This window comes from Halolamina litorea (assembly GCF_026616205.1).
GTDB classification, from domain to species: domain Archaea; phylum Halobacteriota; class Halobacteria; order Halobacteriales; family Haloferacaceae; genus Halolamina; species Halolamina litorea.
Genome location: NZ_JANHGR010000001.1, coordinates 1349756 through 1364610, shown reverse-complemented (window position 1 = coordinate 1364610; position 14855 = coordinate 1349756). Strand labels below are relative to the sequence as shown.

At 69.5% G+C, this 14855-nt stretch carries 18 protein-coding genes; 13 read left to right on the top strand and 5 right to left on the bottom strand.

Features of this window, described 5'->3' with window-relative positions:
• Window position 1 precedes the first annotated feature (1 nt).
• Genes lysW through NO998_RS07110 form a run of 8 tightly spaced genes read left to right on the top strand, consistent with a single transcriptional unit; the run spans window position 2 to window position 6763 of the window.
• Window positions 2–172 carry a lysine biosynthesis protein LysW gene (gene lysW / locus NO998_RS07145; protein ID WP_267646418.1) on the top strand — a complete coding sequence of 57 codons (171 nt, stop codon included), beginning with the start codon at window positions 2–4 and terminating at the stop codon, window positions 170–172.
• Window positions 172–1050 (top strand): lysine biosynthesis protein LysX, encoded by an 879-nt coding sequence (lysX, locus tag NO998_RS07140; RefSeq protein WP_267646417.1) that lies wholly within the window; start codon window positions 172–174, stop codon window positions 1048–1050. Before lysW ends, lysX begins: the two co-directional genes overlap by 1 nt.
• Window positions 1047–2096: an N-acetyl-gamma-glutamyl-phosphate reductase gene (argC, locus tag NO998_RS07135; RefSeq protein ID WP_267646416.1), complete on the top strand. Its 1050-nt coding sequence runs from the start codon at window positions 1047–1049 to the stop codon at window positions 2094–2096. Before lysX ends, argC begins: the two co-directional genes overlap by 4 nt.
• Window positions 2093–3016: an acetylglutamate/acetylaminoadipate kinase gene (locus NO998_RS07130; RefSeq protein WP_267646415.1), complete on the top strand. Its 924-nt coding sequence runs from the start codon at window positions 2093–2095 to the stop codon at window positions 3014–3016. The genes argC and NO998_RS07130 overlap by 4 nt, the downstream gene beginning before the upstream one ends.
• The gene (locus tag NO998_RS07125) at window positions 3013–4155 is read left to right on the top strand and encodes an aspartate aminotransferase family protein (RefSeq protein WP_267646414.1); all 1143 of its coding nucleotides are present in this window, start codon (window positions 3013–3015) and stop codon (window positions 4153–4155) included. The genes NO998_RS07130 and NO998_RS07125 overlap by 4 nt, the downstream gene beginning before the upstream one ends.
• Window positions 4152–5294, top strand: a complete 1143-nt coding sequence (locus NO998_RS07120) for a [LysW]-lysine hydrolase (protein WP_267646413.1) — start codon at window positions 4152–4154, stop codon at window positions 5292–5294. Before NO998_RS07125 ends, NO998_RS07120 begins: the two co-directional genes overlap by 4 nt.
• 13 nt (window positions 5295–5307) lie before the next feature.
• Window positions 5308–6273, top strand: a complete 966-nt coding sequence (gene argF, locus NO998_RS07115; protein ID WP_267646412.1) for an ornithine carbamoyltransferase — start codon at window positions 5308–5310, stop codon at window positions 6271–6273.
• A gap of 43 nt (window positions 6274–6316) precedes the next feature.
• Window positions 6317–6763 (top strand): hypothetical protein, encoded by a 447-nt coding sequence (locus NO998_RS07110; RefSeq protein WP_267646411.1) that lies wholly within the window; start codon window positions 6317–6319, stop codon window positions 6761–6763.
• Window positions 6764–6772: 9 nt separating this feature from the next.
• Here the strand turns inward: NO998_RS07110 and NO998_RS07105 are convergent, their stop codons facing one another.
• Complete coding sequence (locus NO998_RS07105; protein WP_267646410.1) at window positions 6773–7705, bottom strand: acetamidase/formamidase family protein; 933 nt, start codon at window positions 7703–7705, stop codon at window positions 6773–6775.
• Between the two features lie 104 nt (window positions 7706–7809).
• Between NO998_RS07105 and NO998_RS07100 the strand changes: the two genes are divergently transcribed.
• Window positions 7810–8004: a cold-shock protein gene (locus tag NO998_RS07100; RefSeq protein ID WP_267646409.1), complete on the top strand. Its 195-nt coding sequence runs from the start codon at window positions 7810–7812 to the stop codon at window positions 8002–8004.
• A gap of 90 nt (window positions 8005–8094) precedes the next feature.
• Here NO998_RS07100 and NO998_RS07095 read toward each other — a convergent pair whose 3' ends face one another.
• Window positions 8095–8511, bottom strand: a complete 417-nt coding sequence (locus NO998_RS07095) for a DUF8009 family protein (RefSeq protein ID WP_267646408.1) — start codon at window positions 8509–8511, stop codon at window positions 8095–8097.
• Between the two features lie 207 nt (window positions 8512–8718).
• On the opposite strand from NO998_RS07095, the gene NO998_RS07090 reads away from it, so the two are divergent.
• On the top strand, window positions 8719–10053 hold the full coding sequence (locus NO998_RS07090; RefSeq protein WP_267646407.1) for an erythromycin esterase family protein: 1335 nt from the start codon (window positions 8719–8721) through the stop codon (window positions 10051–10053).
• A 1-nt stretch (window position 10054) separates the two neighbouring features.
• Here NO998_RS07090 and NO998_RS07085 read toward each other — a convergent pair whose 3' ends face one another.
• Window positions 10055–10888 carry an aldo/keto reductase gene (locus tag NO998_RS07085; RefSeq protein ID WP_267646406.1) on the bottom strand — a complete coding sequence of 278 codons (834 nt, stop codon included), beginning with the start codon at window positions 10886–10888 and terminating at the stop codon, window positions 10055–10057.
• Window positions 10889–10966: 78 nt separating this feature from the next.
• On the opposite strand from NO998_RS07085, the gene NO998_RS07080 reads away from it, so the two are divergent.
• Both NO998_RS07080 and NO998_RS07075 read left to right on the top strand, forming a co-directional pair.
• Window positions 10967–12184: a CaiB/BaiF CoA transferase family protein gene (locus NO998_RS07080; RefSeq protein ID WP_267646405.1), complete on the top strand. Its 1218-nt coding sequence runs from the start codon at window positions 10967–10969 to the stop codon at window positions 12182–12184.
• 46 nt (window positions 12185–12230) lie between these two features.
• Window positions 12231–12587 (top strand): DUF5658 family protein, encoded by a 357-nt coding sequence (locus tag NO998_RS07075; protein ID WP_267646404.1) that lies wholly within the window; start codon window positions 12231–12233, stop codon window positions 12585–12587.
• On the opposite strand, the gene NO998_RS07070 is transcribed toward NO998_RS07075, so the two are convergent.
• Entirely contained in the window at window positions 12588–13784 is a 1197-nt protein-coding gene (locus NO998_RS07070; RefSeq protein ID WP_267646403.1) for a hypothetical protein, read from the bottom strand. It abuts the gene before it with no gap.
• 30 nt (window positions 13785–13814) lie between these two features.
• On the opposite strand from NO998_RS07070, the gene NO998_RS07065 reads away from it, so the two are divergent.
• On the top strand, window positions 13815–14240 hold the full coding sequence (locus tag NO998_RS07065) for a hypothetical protein (protein WP_267646402.1): 426 nt from the start codon (window positions 13815–13817) through the stop codon (window positions 14238–14240).
• A gap of 13 nt (window positions 14241–14253) precedes the next feature.
• Here the strand turns inward: NO998_RS07065 and NO998_RS07060 are convergent, their stop codons facing one another.
• Window positions 14254–14814 (bottom strand): signal peptidase I, encoded by a 561-nt coding sequence (locus NO998_RS07060; RefSeq protein ID WP_267646401.1) that lies wholly within the window; start codon window positions 14812–14814, stop codon window positions 14254–14256.
• Between the last annotated feature and the right edge of the window lie 41 nt (window positions 14815–14855).

The window sequence follows — 14855 nt, the reverse complement described above, 5'->3', positions numbered from 1 at the left end:
GATGTCAGAAGCAGACTGTGTGACTTGCGGCGCGGCCGTTGCACTGCCCGAGGACGCCGAGGTCGGCGAGATCGTCGACTGTGGCGGCTGCGGCACCGAACTCGAAGTCGTGGGCGTCGATCCCGCCGAACTGGCGGAGGCGCCCGACCTCGCCGAAGACTGGGGGGAGTGATGGAGGTCGGTCTGCTCTACTCCCGGATACGCCCGGACGAGAAGCTCCTGCTCACCGAGCTCCGCGAGCGCGGCCACGAGGTCCACAAGGTCGACGTGCGCGAGACGACGTTCGGGCTCGGCGAGGCCCCCGAACCGCTCGGGGACTGTGACGTGGTGCTCGACCGCTGTCTGGCGACCTCGCGCTCGAAGTACGCGACGCGTTTCCTCGCACACTACGACGTGCCGGTGGTCAACAACCCCGAAACCGCGAGGGTTTGTGCGGACAAAGTCGAGACCAGCCTCGCGCTGGCCGATGCGGGCGTCCCGACCCCCGAGACCACCGTCGCGTTCACGAAGGAGTCGGCACTCGAGGCGATCGAGGCGTTCGGCTACCCCTGCGTGCTGAAGCCGGTCGTCGGGTCGTGGGGCAGACTGATGGCGAAGATCGAGTCCCGCTCGGCCGCCGAGGCCGTGCTCGAACACAAGGAGACGCTGGGTCACTACGAGCACAGCGTCTTCTACGTTCAGCAGTTCGTCGAGAAGCCCGGCCGCGACCTGCGCGTCGTCACCGTCGACGGCGAGCCGGTGGCGGCGATGAGCCGCAGTTCCGACCACTGGCTCACCAACGCCGCGACGGGCGCCGAGACGGCGGCGCTCGACATCGACGACGAGGTCGAACGCCTCGCCCGCGAGGCCAGCGCGGCCGTCGGCGGCGGGCTGCTCGGCGTCGACCTGATGGAACTGGAGGACGGCTACACCGTCCACGAGGTGAACCACACGGTGGAGTTCAAGGCGCTGAACGCCGCCGTCGATATCGACGTGGCCGGCGAGATCGTCGACTGGCTGGAACGCGAGTTCGCGAGCGAGGAGGCCGCGACCGCGGGGGCCGAAGCGTGACACTCACCGCGAGCGTCGTCGGCGCTTCCGGCTTCGCCGGCGGCGAGCTACTCCGCCTCTTGACAGCCCACCCCGAGTTCGAGGTCGTTCAGGCCACTTCGCGCCAGTACGAGAACCGCACGGTCGGCTACGTCCACCCGAACCTCCGCGAACTCGACCTGCGCTTCTCGGCGCCCGACGACCTGGACGCGGTCGACGCGCTGTTCGCGGCGACGCCCCACGGTGTCTCGATGGAGAACGTCGAGGCCTACCTCGACGCCGCCGACACGCTGGTCGACCTCTCGGCCGACTTCCGCCTCGGCAGCGAGGCGGCCTACGACCAGTGGTACGACGGTCACACCGCGCCGGCGTACCTCGACCGCGCGGTCTACGCGCTGCCCGAACTCGGCCGCGAGGGGCTCGACGGCGCCGACATCGTCGCCTCCGGCGGCTGCAACGCCACGGCGACGATGCTCGCGCTCAAGCCGCTCGTGGACGCCGGCCTGCTGACTCCCGACGATCAGGTCGTCGCCGACCTCAAAGTCGGCTCCTCGGAGGGCGGCGCCGGCGGCGGCCCGGCGTCCTCGCACCCCGAGCGCTCGGGCGTCGTCCGCCCGTACGCGCCCACGGGCCACCGCCACGAGGCCGAGATCGAGGAGCAGTTGGGGCTCTCGCTCTCCTTCTCGGTCCACGCGGTGGACATGGTCCGCGGCGCGGCCGCGACCTGCCACACCTTCCCGACCGGCGGGAAGGCTGCGGAGGGAGAGATCGAGACGCCCGACCTCTGGAGTGCGTACCGCGACGCCTACGAGGACGAGCCGTTCGTCCGCCTCGTCGCCGGCGGCGGGGGCGTGTACCGCTACCCCGAGCCCAAGTCCGTCGCGGGCACCAACCTCGCGGAGGTCGGCTTCGCGGCCGACGGCGACCGCGTCGTCGCCTTCGCGGCCATCGACAACGTGATGAAGGGTGCCGCGGGGCAGGCGGTCCACGCCGCCAACCTCGCGTTCGGCCTCGACGAGACTGCCGGACTGAACCAACTGGGACTGCACCCGGTGGGATCGCCATGAGCGAGTCCAACGCGGCGGTCGGCCCGGACCAGCCCCCGCTGATCGTGAAGATCGGCGGCGCTCGCGCGGTCGATCCGGCTGGCGTGATCGAGGACGTGGCCCACGTCGTCGCCGCCGGCCGTGAGGTCGTCGTCGTCCACGGCGGCTCGACTGCCGTCGACGACACGCTGGAAGCGATGGGAAAGGAACCCGAGTACGTCACCACCCCCTCCGGGGTTTCCGGCCGCTTCACCGACGAGGAGACGATGGGGGTCTTCTCGATGGTGCTCCCCGGAAAACTCAACACCGAACTGGTGACCGACCTCCGCGCGGCGGGAGTCAACGCCGTCGGGCTCTCGGGCGTCGACGGCGGCCTCGTCACCGGCCCGCGCAAGTCTGCGGTCCGCGTGCTGGAGGACGGCAAGAAGAAGATCCGCCGCGGCGACCACGCGGGCAAGCCCGAAGCGGTCAACGCCGGGCTCCTCTCGTCGCTGCTCTCCGACGGCTACGTGCCGACCGTCTCGCCGCCGATGTTGGCCGACGACGGCACCGCCGTCAACGCCGACGCCGACCGCGTGGCAGCGCTGCTGGCGGCCGAACTCGGGGGCGAACTGGTCCTCCTCACCGACGTGGAGGGGGTCTACGCCGACCCCGAGGACCCGGACACCCTCATCGACGCGGCGTCGACGCCCGCCGAGTTCGCGGCTGTCGAGGACGCTGCAGAGGGGTTCATGAGCCGCAAAGTCCACGCTGCCGAGGAAGCCCTTTCGGGCGGCGCAACGGGCGTCGTCATCTCCGACGCGGGCCTCCGCAAGCCGCTCCTGGCTGCGCTCGACGGTCACGGGACGTGGATCGATCAGGGGGCGGTCGGTGGCGGAAACGCCGAGGCCGACGGCGCCGACGATACGGCAGCCACGGCCGACGGGGGTGACGCCGAATGAGCGGCGAGGGGTTCGTCTTCTCACAGAAGCCCATCGCCATCGAGTCCGGTTCGGGCGCGACGCTCACTGCCGAGGACGGCACTGAGTACCTCGACTTCGGCGCCTCCTACGCCTGCACGCCGCTGGGACACTCCCCGCCGGCGGTCGTCGACGCAATAACCGAACAGGCACAGGACCTGCTCTACGTGCAGGGCTCCTACCCGGTCGCGACCCGGACCGCGCTGCAGGAACAGCTCGCCGAGGTCGCGCCGGGCGACCTCCCGAAGGTCTGGCTCTGTAACTCCGGCACCGAGGCCAACGAGGCCGCGCTGAAGTTCGCCCGCTCGGCGACGGGCCGCGAGAAGGTCGTGGCAGCCAAGCGCGCGTTCCACGGCCGCACGCTCGGTGCGCTCTCGCTGACGTGGAAGGACGACTACCGCGACCCGTTCGGCCCGCTGCCGAGCGGGGTGGAGTTCGTCCCCTACGGCGATTCAGAGGCGCTCGCCGAAGCCGTCGACGACGAGACGGCCGCTGTCTTCATCGAACCGATCCAGGGCGAGGGCGGCGTCCATCCCGGCGGCGACGACTACCTCCAGACCGCCCGCGAGGCGACGACTGAGGCCGGCGCGGCGCTCGTACTGGACGAGATCCAGACCGGCGTCGGCCGCACGGGGACGATGTGGGCCTGCCAGCAGGCGGGCGTCGTCCCGGACGTCCTGACCGCCGCGAAGGGGGTCGCCTCCGGCCTCCCGCTCGGCGTGACCCTCTGTGCGGACTGGATCGCCGAAGGCGCGGGGAACCACGGCTCGACGTTCGCCGGCAACCCACTCGTGGCCGCCGCCGCGAGCGCGACGCTGACACAGCTACAGGCCGAGAACGTCCCCGAGAACGCGGCTGTCGTCGGCGAGTACCTCCGCGAGGAACTCCGTGCAGCCGTCGAGGAACACGACCTCCCGGTGCGTGAGGTGCGCGGCGCGGGGCTCATGATCGGCATCGAGGTCAAGCGGGGCTCGATGCGCGTGCTCCGTGATCTGGCGCTCTCCCAGCAGGTACTCGCGCTGCCCGCCGGGCGCTCCGTCGTGCGCCTACTGCCGCCGCTGACCATCGACGAGGGCGACGCAGACAGCGTCGTCGACGCGCTCGTGGAGGTGCTCTCGTGAGCGTTCCCACAGCGGACGACGAGGCACCGGTCGCCGACGGCGGCGACACGCTCCTGGGGAGCGTCCCGGACCCGGCGGGCGCGCTGAACACGACCGGCCGGCAGCTACTGGCGGAACTCGTCTCGATCCCCTCACCCTCCAGCGAGGAGGCCGACGCGGTGGCCCACCTCGCTGGCTTCTTCGCCGAACACGGCCGCGAGGCGTTCGTAGACGACGCCGGGAACCTCCACGCGCCGGGCGACGATTCGGTGCTGCTGACCTCGCATATCGACACCGTCCCCGGCGAGATCCCGGTTCGTGTCGAGGACGGGGACTCGGAACTCGGCGTCCCCGGCCCCGTGCTGTGGGGGCGCGGCAGCGTCGACGCCACCGGTCCGCTGGCGGCGATGGCGGTGGTGGCAGTCGAGACGGGCGCCTCCTTCGTCGGCGTCGTCGGCGAGGAGACCGACTCCCGCGGCGCGCTCCACCTGATCGAGAACCGCGAGGCGCCCGAGACGGTCATCAACGGCGAGCCCTCCGGCTGGGACGCGATATCGCTGGGCTACCGCGGCATCGTCGGCGCCGAGTACACGTCCTCGACGCCGGCGGGCCACAGCTCCCGGCCCGAATCGAACGCCATCGACCACGCGACTGCGTGGTGGGAACGCGTCCGCGCGGCCGTCGCCGACGAGAACGGCGACGCGGAGCCGGGCGGCTTCGACACGATCACCGCCACGACCGAGTCGATGGCCGGTGGCCTCACCGACGACGGATCGGCCGTCGCTGCGTCGATGTCGGCGCGCTTCCGCGTGCCGCCGAGTGCGACCCCGGACTCGGTCCGCGCGCTCGTCGAGAGCTGTCTCGACGAGGGAACCCTCTCGTGGGGGGCGTCGATCCCGCCCCACGTCGCCTCGCCACGCGGGCCGCTCCCGGCGGCGCTGCGGAAGGGGATCCGCGCGGCCGGCGGCGAGCCGACACACCTCCACAAGACCGGCACGGCCGACTCGAACCTCTATGCCGACGCGTGGGGGGTCCCCGTCGTTACCTACGGCCCCGGCGACGCCGACCTCGATCACGCACCCGACGAGCGACTTCCCCTCGCGGCGTTCGACCGCGCGGTTTCCGTACTCACGACTGCCTGTGAACAGCTCATCGACTAATCTACTCAGACCGATGCACGACACTACTACCACGTTCCCGACGGATCTCCTCACGATCGATCAGCTCTCGCCGACGACGCTCTCGCGGCTGCTCGACCGGGCGGCCGCGGTCAAGGCCGGCGAGGAGCCGGCCCGGATCGACGACCGGACCGTGGCGATGGTGTTCGAGAAACCCTCGACGCGCACCCGGACCTCCTTCGAGGCCGGCGTCAGCGAACTCGGGGGCCACCCGACGTTCCTCGGGCAGGACGACATCCATCTCGGCCACGGCGAGCCGCTGAAGGACACCGCCCGCGCCCTCGCGGGGTACGTCGACGCCATCGTGGCGCGACTCAACAGCCACGACGACCTCGTGGAGATGGCCGAGTACGCCGACGTGCCGGTGGTGAACGCCCTGACCGACGAAGCACACCCCTGCCAGACGCTCGCGGACCTGCTGACGCTGCGGGAACTGGCGGCCGACTGCGGGAAGGACCTCGACGAGGTGACGCTCGCGTGGGTCGGCGACGGCAACAACGTCGCGCGCTCGCTCGTGATCGGCTGTGCGCTCGCGGGCGTGGACCTCCATATCGCGACGCCGGAGGGCTACGGCGTCGACGACGAGGCGCTCGCGGCCGCGGCCTCGCTGGGCGGCGAGCCGACCTGTTACGACAGCCCCGAGGCCGCCGTCGCCGGCGGTGAGCGAACCGATGGTTCGCGATCCTCGTCGGATCACCGATCCGACGGCGCCGACGCCGTCTACACCGACGTGTGGGTGAGCATGGGCGAGAGCGAGGAGAAGCTGCCCGCCTTCGAGGGGTTCCAGGTCGACGAGGAGCTGCTCGCCGGCGGCGTCAAGCTGCTGCACTGCCTGCCCGCCGAGCGCGGACGGGAGGTGACCGACGGCGCGCTGGAGAGCGAGAACTCGGTGGTCTGGCAGCAGGCCGGCAACCGCAAGCCGACCCAGCAGGCGTTGTTACTGGAACTGCTCGGGGAGTAGTCGGTAACCGTCATTTAAGTCGCATGCTGCCGGCTTCCGAGAAGTGACCGAACCCTACTACATTCACACGGAGGACGTGGATCGATCCGAGCGATCGGCGATCGTGCGGGCGTTCGCCGACGCGACACTCGCGGTCACGGGCCGGACGCCGGGATCGATCCGGCTGTTGGGAATCACGGATCTCCTCGGCGAATACGTCGACGGCGAGGCCGTCGAAAGACTCCGAGGGGACGACGCGGTGAAGACGGGAGACGGCACGATCGAGGGGCGAGTCGAAGCGACGACCCGGACCCTGAACGACGCCATCAAGCTGCTCTCGGATCCCCTCATCGAACTCCACATCGACGACAGCGAGGGGAACCCGATATTCGCGAGGGACGACACCCACGCAAACCGGATCTACCTCGACGAGGACGAGTTCGCGGAGCTACGAGACCTCCTCGGGAGCAGCGATCTGGAACTGCTCGAACGTCTCCCCGCCGACCCCTGAGTACCCGCCTCAGAACGGCGACGACACGTGCTCGCTCGGGATCGCGTTCCGCACTGTCACCAGCGGGTCGACGACCTGCGAGATCTCCAGCCCGCCGACGAGGCTCCCGAACGCGTGGGACTCCGTCGGCCCGAACCCGTGTTCGGCCGAGAGGAGTTCGATCGCGTCCTTATGAGCGAGCTTCGACGCCTCCTCCAGTGTCTCCGCGCTGGCGACGGTTTTCCACGCCTCGCCCGTGTCGATCAGCGGCCGCTGGAGGTCGAACTCGGGGTCCTTGAGCAGGTCCAGCGTCACGTCCACGTCAGTCGCGATCTCGGCGCCCGTGCCGCACATCTCGCCGTCGGCCATGACGGCCTTCGAGTCGCCCATCGCGAGCATGCCGCCGGGCTGGAACACCGGGAGGTAGAGCGTCGAGCCGGTGGTCACGTCGTTGGTGTCGAGGTTCCCGCCGTGGTCGTGCGGGACGAGCGTGGTGTAGGATTCCTCGGCGGGCGCGACGCCGATGGTGCCAATACAGGGGTCCACAGGGATGGATCGCTCGGCGAAGCGCACGCGCGGCCGGCCGTCGTCGTAGTTCTCGGCAGGCTCGACGGGCGTCATCCGGGTGAACGGGGCCTCGATATCGGGGTCGTCCTGCAGCAGGCCGAAGCCGGGCGTGGTGACGACCCGGCCGTGGTCCTCGGCGAGGCGCACGTCCTCGATCTCGACTTTCAGCACGTCGCCGGGTTCGGCGCCCTCGACGGCGACGGGGCCGGTGGCAGCGTTGACCTCCTCGGGGATCCGGTCGAGCAGGTCGTCGTCGTCTTGGATGACCCCGTCGAGGCTGTCCCGCGTCTCGAAGGTGAGGCTGGTGCCCGGCTCGACTTCCCTGACGGCATCCATCTCGGGGGCGAACTCGTAGACGACGCCGTGGGTGTCGTCGCTGATGGTGTCTCGGCTCACGACCGGGCGGTGGGTCGGAGACTGCAAAAAGCTCCGGATGGGTATGTTGGGCACACCCACACCTATTTGTCGCTGGAACTGCTACACCAGCGACGGAGATAGCGATGGCGACAGGCAAGGTTGCGTTCTTCAACGACACGGGTGGCTACGGCTTCATCGAGACTGACGAGGCGGACGACGACGTGTTCTTCCACATGGAAGACGTCGGCGGCCCGGACCTCGAAGAAGGACAGGAGGTGGAGTTCGATATCGAGGAGGCAGACAAAGGCCCACGCGCGACGAACCTGAAACGGCTCTGAGCGCGGCCGATCACGATTTTTCTTCGCGGCGTCGACGCGCCGACAACCGACGCACTCGCTTGACGTCGAGTCGATTCCCACGGCACCGACTCAGCCCAAGTAGCTGACCGTGACCTCGTGGCCCTCGTCCGCGTCGTCGGTCGGCGGGAGCGTGATCCGCTCACGGAGCTGTGCCGAGACGGTTTCGCGCCACTCGGCGACCGCCCGCTCGTGGGCCGCTCGGTGTCGGTCGAGGTCGTACTCCCCACACTCCCGGAGTTCGTCCTCGGTCTCGTCGACCTCGGGGAACGGCGGCGGGTCGGCGACGAACGTCGCCGGGTGGAGGTGGAGTTCGTTTGGGCCGGGCGCTTCGGTGGCGACGTGGAGTCGGGCACGCATCCGCCCGGAGAGGGGCGCAACGACGCGGAGTACGGTTGGCTTGCGGCCACGCTCGCGGGCTTCGTACGCGGCGACGGCGTCCTCGCGGGTGACCGCGAGCGAGCGGATCCGCCGGGGCTCCACACTCACGTCGCGCGTCGCTGTCGGTCGAGTTCGCCGCCACAATCCGGGCAGGCAGCGCGGTACGAGAGGTTACTCACCGTCCGAGCGCACTCCTTACAGGCGAACTGTGGGCCGACCATCGGCTGTCTCTACGGTTCCATGGTTGGTAAATGTTGTCACGGTATGCCACACCGGATCGGCATGCTTCTGCCGTTCCGGTCACCAGCCACGTCCATGTCCAGCCCTTCCCGGGTTCGTGCCGCGCTCGTCGACCACTCCCTGCCCATCCCTCGGCCGGGCAGCGACGTTTCCGAGCGAAGCTCTGCAGGCAGTCAGAGGCAGTCTGACGGCACCGGCGAAGTGGATAGCGCCCCGTACCCACCGGCGCTCGCCGATGCCGAAATCGTCGGCCTCGGTGAAGCGACTCACGGGACTCGGGAGTGTTTCCGGCACAAGGCCCGCCTGATCCAGTGGCTCGTGGCCGACTGTGGCTTCCGGACGGTCGGGTTCGAGGCCGGCGCCGCGGCGGCGACGGCCCTGGACGCGTTCGTTCGTGCCGACCCCGTCGACGACGCCCCGGACAGCCCCGAGTCGTCGCTGGCCGAACTCGACATGTGGCAGTGGCAAACCGAGTCGGTCAGGGATCTCCTCACGTGGCTCCGGCGATTCAACCGCGGCCGACCCGCCGAGGAACAGGTCCGCGTTCACGGCGTCGACCTCTCGGCACCATCGACGCCGGCAGCACCGCTCGGCAGCTATTTCGAGCGGGTCGATCCCGACACCACCGGGAGTGATGCGTTCCGGGCCGTTTCCAACACGACGGTCCCTGACGACGAGGCCGAACGCGAACGCACCTTGGACGACGTTGCCGCGGCCGCGGCGACGCTCACCGACAGAGTGGAGGCGAACCGAGAGGCCTACCAGCGCCGGTCATCGCCGGAAGCGTGGCGGAGGGCCCGCCACTTCTGCCGGGTGATCGAGCAGGCGACCGAGTGGGCGCGAGTCCGGCACCAACAGCCCGGCCCCCACCCCGAAGGGATGGCGGCCCGCGATCGGTTCATGGCCGAGAACGCGCTGTGGGCGCTGGAGCGGGACTCTGGCTCCGGCGTGGCGCTCTGGGCTCACGACAGCCACGTCGGCCGCGGGACGTTCGACGACGGGACGGTCTGGGCCGACGCGACCGCGATGGGCGAGCGACTCAGCGCGGAACTCGGCGACGGCTACCGGCCGGTCGGGGTCGACTTCGGGCAGGGCTCGTTCCGTGCGGTCGGGGCAGAGAGCGGCGATCTGGGGACCTTTTCGGTTGGCGAGCCAGCCGAGCGCAGCGCGACCGCGGCGTTCGCGGGCGTCGACGACGCGCCGTTCCTGCTCGACCTCGACGCCGCAGCCACTGACGAGCGACTGTCGGACTGGCTCGGCGAACCACGACGAACGCGGTGTGTCGGGTCGGTGTTCGACCCGACCGCTGACGAGGGAGTAGGGTACGCCCGGACTGACCTCCCGGCGACGTTCGATTACCTGCTGTTCCTTCCCGAGTCGACGCCGACGCGAGCCACCGGCGAGCCGTAGCTCAGACCGGGATGTTCCGCCCGAGCCGCGGCATGAGGTTGTAGAGTCGGGTCCGGATGCCGGGCGTTCGACTTCCCACGCGGGCCATCTCCGACTCCGAGAGTTCGAAGTCGAAGACGGCAAGGTTGCTCGCGAGGTGCTCCCGGCTGCTGGCCTTGGGGATGGCGACGACGCCCTCCTGCTGGACCAGCCAGCGGAGCGCGACCTGTGGGGCGGACTTGTCGTAGCGCTCGCCGATCGTCGCGAGCACGTCGTCGTCGAGTACGGCGCCACGAGCGAGCGGGCTGTAGGCCGTCAGCGCCACGTCCTCCTCCCGGCAGACTTCGAGGAGGTCCGACTGGTCGTAGTAGGGGTGGTAGAGCACCTGATTGGCGACGATGGGGACGTTCGAGACCCGGATTGCCTGTCGGAGTTGCTCGGCCGTGAAGTTGCTGACGCCGATGTGCTCGACCAGCCCGCGGTCGTGGAGTTCCGCCATCGCGCCGAGCGTTTCTGCGACGGGAACGCGCTTGTGGGGCCAGTGCATCAACAGAAGGTCGACGTAGTCAGTGTCGAGCTTTTCGAGGCTCTCCTCGACCGATTCGATCACGTCGTCGTGGTGGAAGTTCGAGCGCCACACCTTCGTCGTCAGGAAGACGTCCTCGCGGTCCACGTCGGCGGCGGCGATGCCGTTCCCGACCGCCACCTCGTTCTGGTACACTTGTGCGGTGTCGATGTGGCGATAGCCCAGTTCCAGCGCCGTCTCGACGGCCCCGGCACACGACTGATCCTCGTTCTGCCAAGTGCCGAGTCCGAGCTTCGGAATCCGGGCGCCCCCGGCGTCGATGTGTTCCATACCGATAGTTCGGCTGCGTGACCAAAACGCTGCTGCCCGGTGGGAACCACTAAGCCGCTGGCCCGACAGCGGGGGAGCATGACCGACGACTCGACCGGACCGCTCGACGGCGTGACGGTGCTCGACGCCTCGCGCGTGCTCGCTGGCCCGTTCTGCGGGATGCAGTTGGGCGACCTGGGTGCCGACGTGATCAAGGTCGAACGCCCCGACGGCGGCGACCAGACCCGCGGCTGGACCCCGCCGAGTTTCGGCGAGGGCGCCGGCTCCTACTACGCCAGCATCAACCGGAACAAGCGCTCGATCACGCTCAACCTCGCCAGCGAGGCCGGCCGCGGGGCGTTCCGCGACCTCGCCGCCGAGGCCGACGTGGTGCTGGAGAACTTCCGCGTGGGCAAGGCCGCCGAGTGGGGGCTGGACTACGAGAGCCTCCGCGAGGAGAACCCCGGGCTGGTCTACTGCTCGATCACCGGCTACGGCCAGACCGGACCGAAAGCCGAACGGCCGGCGTACGACCTGATGATGCAGGCCGAGGCGGGGATGATGAGCATCACCGGCGAGGAGGGGCGTCCCCCCGTCCGCGTCGGCGTGGCCGTCGCCGACCTCGCGGCGGGGATGTATGCGGCCCAGTCGGTGCTGGCGGCGCTGTTCCAGCGGGAGTTCGCCGACGACGGTGAGGAGAAGACGGGGGACCGGATCGACGTGGCGCTGTTCGACGCGCTTCTGGCGTGGCTCAGCTACATGGCGACCGACGGCTTCGCCTCGGGCGAGGCGCCGGGGCGGATGGGCTCGCGCCACCCCAACATCGCGCCCTATCAGGCGTTCGAGACGGCGGACGGCTACGTCGTCGTCGCTTGTGCGAGCGAGGCGATCTGGTACCGGCTCTGTGAGGCGCTCGACCGGCCCGAACTGTTCGAAGACCCCCGGTTCGAGACCAACGAGAAGCGCGTCGAGAACCGCGAGGAACTGGAGGCGACGCTCACCGACGCCTTCGCCGACAGCACCGTCGACGAAGTGGTCGAACTGCTCCGGGAGAACGACGTGCCCGTCGGTCGCATCCGTGACGTGCTGGAGGCCTTCGACGACCCTCAAGCAGAGGCTCGCGGCATGTACCAGCGCGTCCCGCACCCCACGGCGGGCGAGGTCCAACTACCGGGGTCGCCGATGCGGTTCAGCGAGTACGCCGCTGACGCTCGCCGCCACCCGCCACTACTGGGTGAACACACCGAGGAGGTGCTGGCGGAGACGGGCTACAGCGAGGATCGGATCGCCGAACTCCGCGAGAACGGCGTGCTCTGAACCATCCGACCGGTAGCTATTTCTTCGGAACCGCCGTCCTTTCTCTGTGACATTTCTGGCACGGTTCAGTATCGAGGACACCGACGTCGACCGGGCGACGTTCACGCAGCTCTGGATCGTCGCCACCGCCACCTACGGCGTCGGCGACGTGGTGACGACCATCGCGCTCCTGTGGTACAGCGACAGCGTCAGGGAGGCGAACGCCCTCGTCCGAACCGTGACCGACGCCTACGGGCTCCCCGGGTTCGTGGTCCTGAAGATCGGGGTGTTCGTCGCCTGTATCCTCATCAGCGTCGACGGGGCGAACGCCGAGGACCGGGTGCTCTACTACCTCCCGCCGGTCACGATCGCGCTGATCGGGGCGTTCACCACGTCGCTCAATCTCCGATTGCTCCTCGGTTGATCAGTCGGCGCCGTCGCTCTCGAAGACGAAGGTGACGTCCCAGTTCGCGGTGTCGGTCATCAGTTCGTTCCCAGCGCTCTCGGGGAGCCGCCACTCGACGACGAGTGTACGGCTCTCGCCCGGATCGAGACCGAACGAGGTGATCTGCCTGTTCTCGTCGATCGATCCGGAGAGGTCGACCCAGGTGGTCGGGCCGCCGAGCACGTAGCGTCGATCCGCACCGCTGCCGACAGCGATCCGGATGCGGAGCTGTTCGAGCAGTTCGCTCGCTGGGTCGTCGTCGACGGCTTTCTCGGGCGCCGCGAACCCGTTCTCGCTGCCGCGTCTGTTCTCTACGTACACCCCGACGGTCCCCGCGAAGCTGCCGGTGTTGCTGACCGTCATCGACCGGTTCGCGCTCCTTCCCGGGGCGAAGTCGCCGCCGTCACTGACTGCGGTGACCTGTTCGTCGTCGTCCGTGGCCGAGACCGAGATGTCGACGTCGCCCGTGTTGGCCACGTCGAAGCGGTAGGTCGCGGTGTCGGTCACGCGTGTTCGCTCCCGGCCGTCCTCGAACAGTACGGCGGTGACGCCGACGGCGCCGGTTCGGGTGACCGTCGTCCCGCCGTCCGGGTTGTCGAGCCCTCGCGACAGGTCGCCGCCGAGGAGCCGGTAGCGCTCGCCGTCGAGCACGTCGGCGATCCCGACCGAGTCAGTTTCTGGCCGAACGGTTACGCGTTCGCGTTCGACCCACCCCTCGTCGGGTGCCACCGCGCTCACCACGATCACGACGCTGTCGACCGAGCCGTTCCACGTGAGGGTCCCCCCCAGCGAGCCCCAGAGCGGCCCGACAACGCCGTCGTCGTTCTCCACATCCGGGGGTGAGGACGCGTCGATTCGGAGCGAGGCGTTGGGAGCGGTCGCCGGCGTCTCGGCCACAGTCGGTGTCGTGGTTTCGGTCGCGTTGGGGCGGGCCGTTCCTGTGGATGTAAATTCCGGTTGGTCCGTCTCGGTCGGTGTTCCCTCCGGCGGCGTGACCGTGACAGTCGGCTGTCCCACGCCCGGCGTCGTCTCCGTCGTCGAAGGCGGGGGCGTCTGGTCCGGCGAGGGGCTATCGTCCCCGCTGTCGATGATCCCCGCCCCGAGACCGAACAGCACGAGTGACACGACGAGGAGGATCAGCACGGTCCGTTTGGTTACTCGTCGTGTTCCCGCCATGGTCACTCGGTTTCGGGGGTCTCGGTCGGCGTGGCGCTACTAGTGGTGTTCTGTGACTGCGTCGGCGTGGTGGTGGGGGTTGGTGTGCTCGTGGGTGTTGGCGTGGCGGTAGGTGTCGGGGTTGGTGTGGCGGTGGGTGTTGGTGTGACGGTGGCGTTCGGCGTCGAGGTTGGCGTGGCGGTAGGCGTCGGGGTTGGTGTGGCGGTAGGTGTCGGGGTTGGCGTGGCGGTAGGTGTTGGTGTGACGGTGGCGTTCGGCGTCGAGGTTGCTGTCGGGGCTGCGGTGGGGGTTGCCGTCGCCGTCGGGGCCGCGGTTGCCGTCGGCGTCCCGTCGGCGACGAAGCCGACGCCGACCGCGACGCTGGAGGAGAACCCCGCCACGCTCCCGCCGCCGCCGAGGACCCCGGCCGTGGTCAGCGCGAGTGCGAACAACAGCGCCGCGAACACGGCCCGGTAGCGACTGCTCCCCATCAGTCGTCCCCTCCGTGATCCTGCCGACTGTCCGGGGTCGTCTCCGTTGGTTCGGTACTGCCCCCGCCGGTGGCGTCGCGGTAGAGCGAGTATACCTCGGAGATCGCGAGCGCCGACGCCGGGAGGACGACGAACAGCAACAGGCCGAGGTCGGAGCTGGCGAACGATATCACGTGGCCGATGAGGGGGATGTGGAACTGGACGACGCCGATCACGGCACTCGCCGGAACCGGGCGCGGGTCGGCCTCCTCGTTGGCGTCCCCCTTCGTCTCGAACCGCCGTTCGCCGTCCGACGCGTCGACGGCGACCACGCGGTGGGTGATCCGCTCGTCCGAGTCGGCCGACTCGTAGGTGATCACGTCGCCGACGCCGATCGAGTCGCTCGACACGTCGTCGACGATCACCACGTCGCCGGCCCGGATCTCCGGGGACATGCTGTCCGAGAGAACCACGTAGCTGTTCGTCGCGCCGACGGCCTGTGGGACCGCGTAGGCGACGAAGGGGAGCACCGCGAGCACGAGCACGATGGCACCGACCGTTTCGAGGTCCGGGGTCTTCATCGGCGCGTCACCCGTTCGAGAGTCCGTCGGTCGAGTCGAGT

What these genes read in the sequence shown, in the direction of transcription:
- NO998_RS07060 (WP_267646401.1), bottom strand. Translation starts at nt 14,814, where the DNA reads ATGAAGACCCCGGACCTCGAAACGGTCGGTGCCATCGTGCTCGTGCTC.
- NO998_RS07090 (WP_267646407.1), top strand. Translation starts at nt 8,719, where the DNA reads ATGTCCAGCCCTTCCCGGGTTCGTGCCGCGCTCGTCGACCACTCCCTG.
- argF (WP_267646412.1), top strand. Translation starts at nt 5,308, where the DNA reads ATGCACGACACTACTACCACGTTCCCGACGGATCTCCTCACGATCGAT.
- NO998_RS07125 (WP_267646414.1), top strand. Translation starts at nt 3,013, where the DNA reads ATGAGCGGCGAGGGGTTCGTCTTCTCACAGAAGCCCATCGCCATCGAG.
- lysW (WP_267646418.1), top strand. Translation starts at nt 2, where the DNA reads ATGTCAGAAGCAGACTGTGTGACTTGCGGCGCGGCCGTTGCACTGCCC.
- NO998_RS07070 (WP_267646403.1), bottom strand. Translation starts at nt 13,784, where the DNA reads ATGGCGGGAACACGACGAGTAACCAAACGGACCGTGCTGATCCTCCTC.
- NO998_RS07085 (WP_267646406.1), bottom strand. Translation starts at nt 10,888, where the DNA reads ATGGAACACATCGACGCCGGGGGCGCCCGGATTCCGAAGCTCGGACTC.
- NO998_RS07080 (WP_267646405.1), top strand. Translation starts at nt 10,967, where the DNA reads ATGACCGACGACTCGACCGGACCGCTCGACGGCGTGACGGTGCTCGAC.
- NO998_RS07100 (WP_267646409.1), top strand. Translation starts at nt 7,810, where the DNA reads ATGGCGACAGGCAAGGTTGCGTTCTTCAACGACACGGGTGGCTACGGC.
- NO998_RS07130 (WP_267646415.1), top strand. Translation starts at nt 2,093, where the DNA reads ATGAGCGAGTCCAACGCGGCGGTCGGCCCGGACCAGCCCCCGCTGATC.
- lysX (WP_267646417.1), top strand. Translation starts at nt 172, where the DNA reads ATGGAGGTCGGTCTGCTCTACTCCCGGATACGCCCGGACGAGAAGCTC.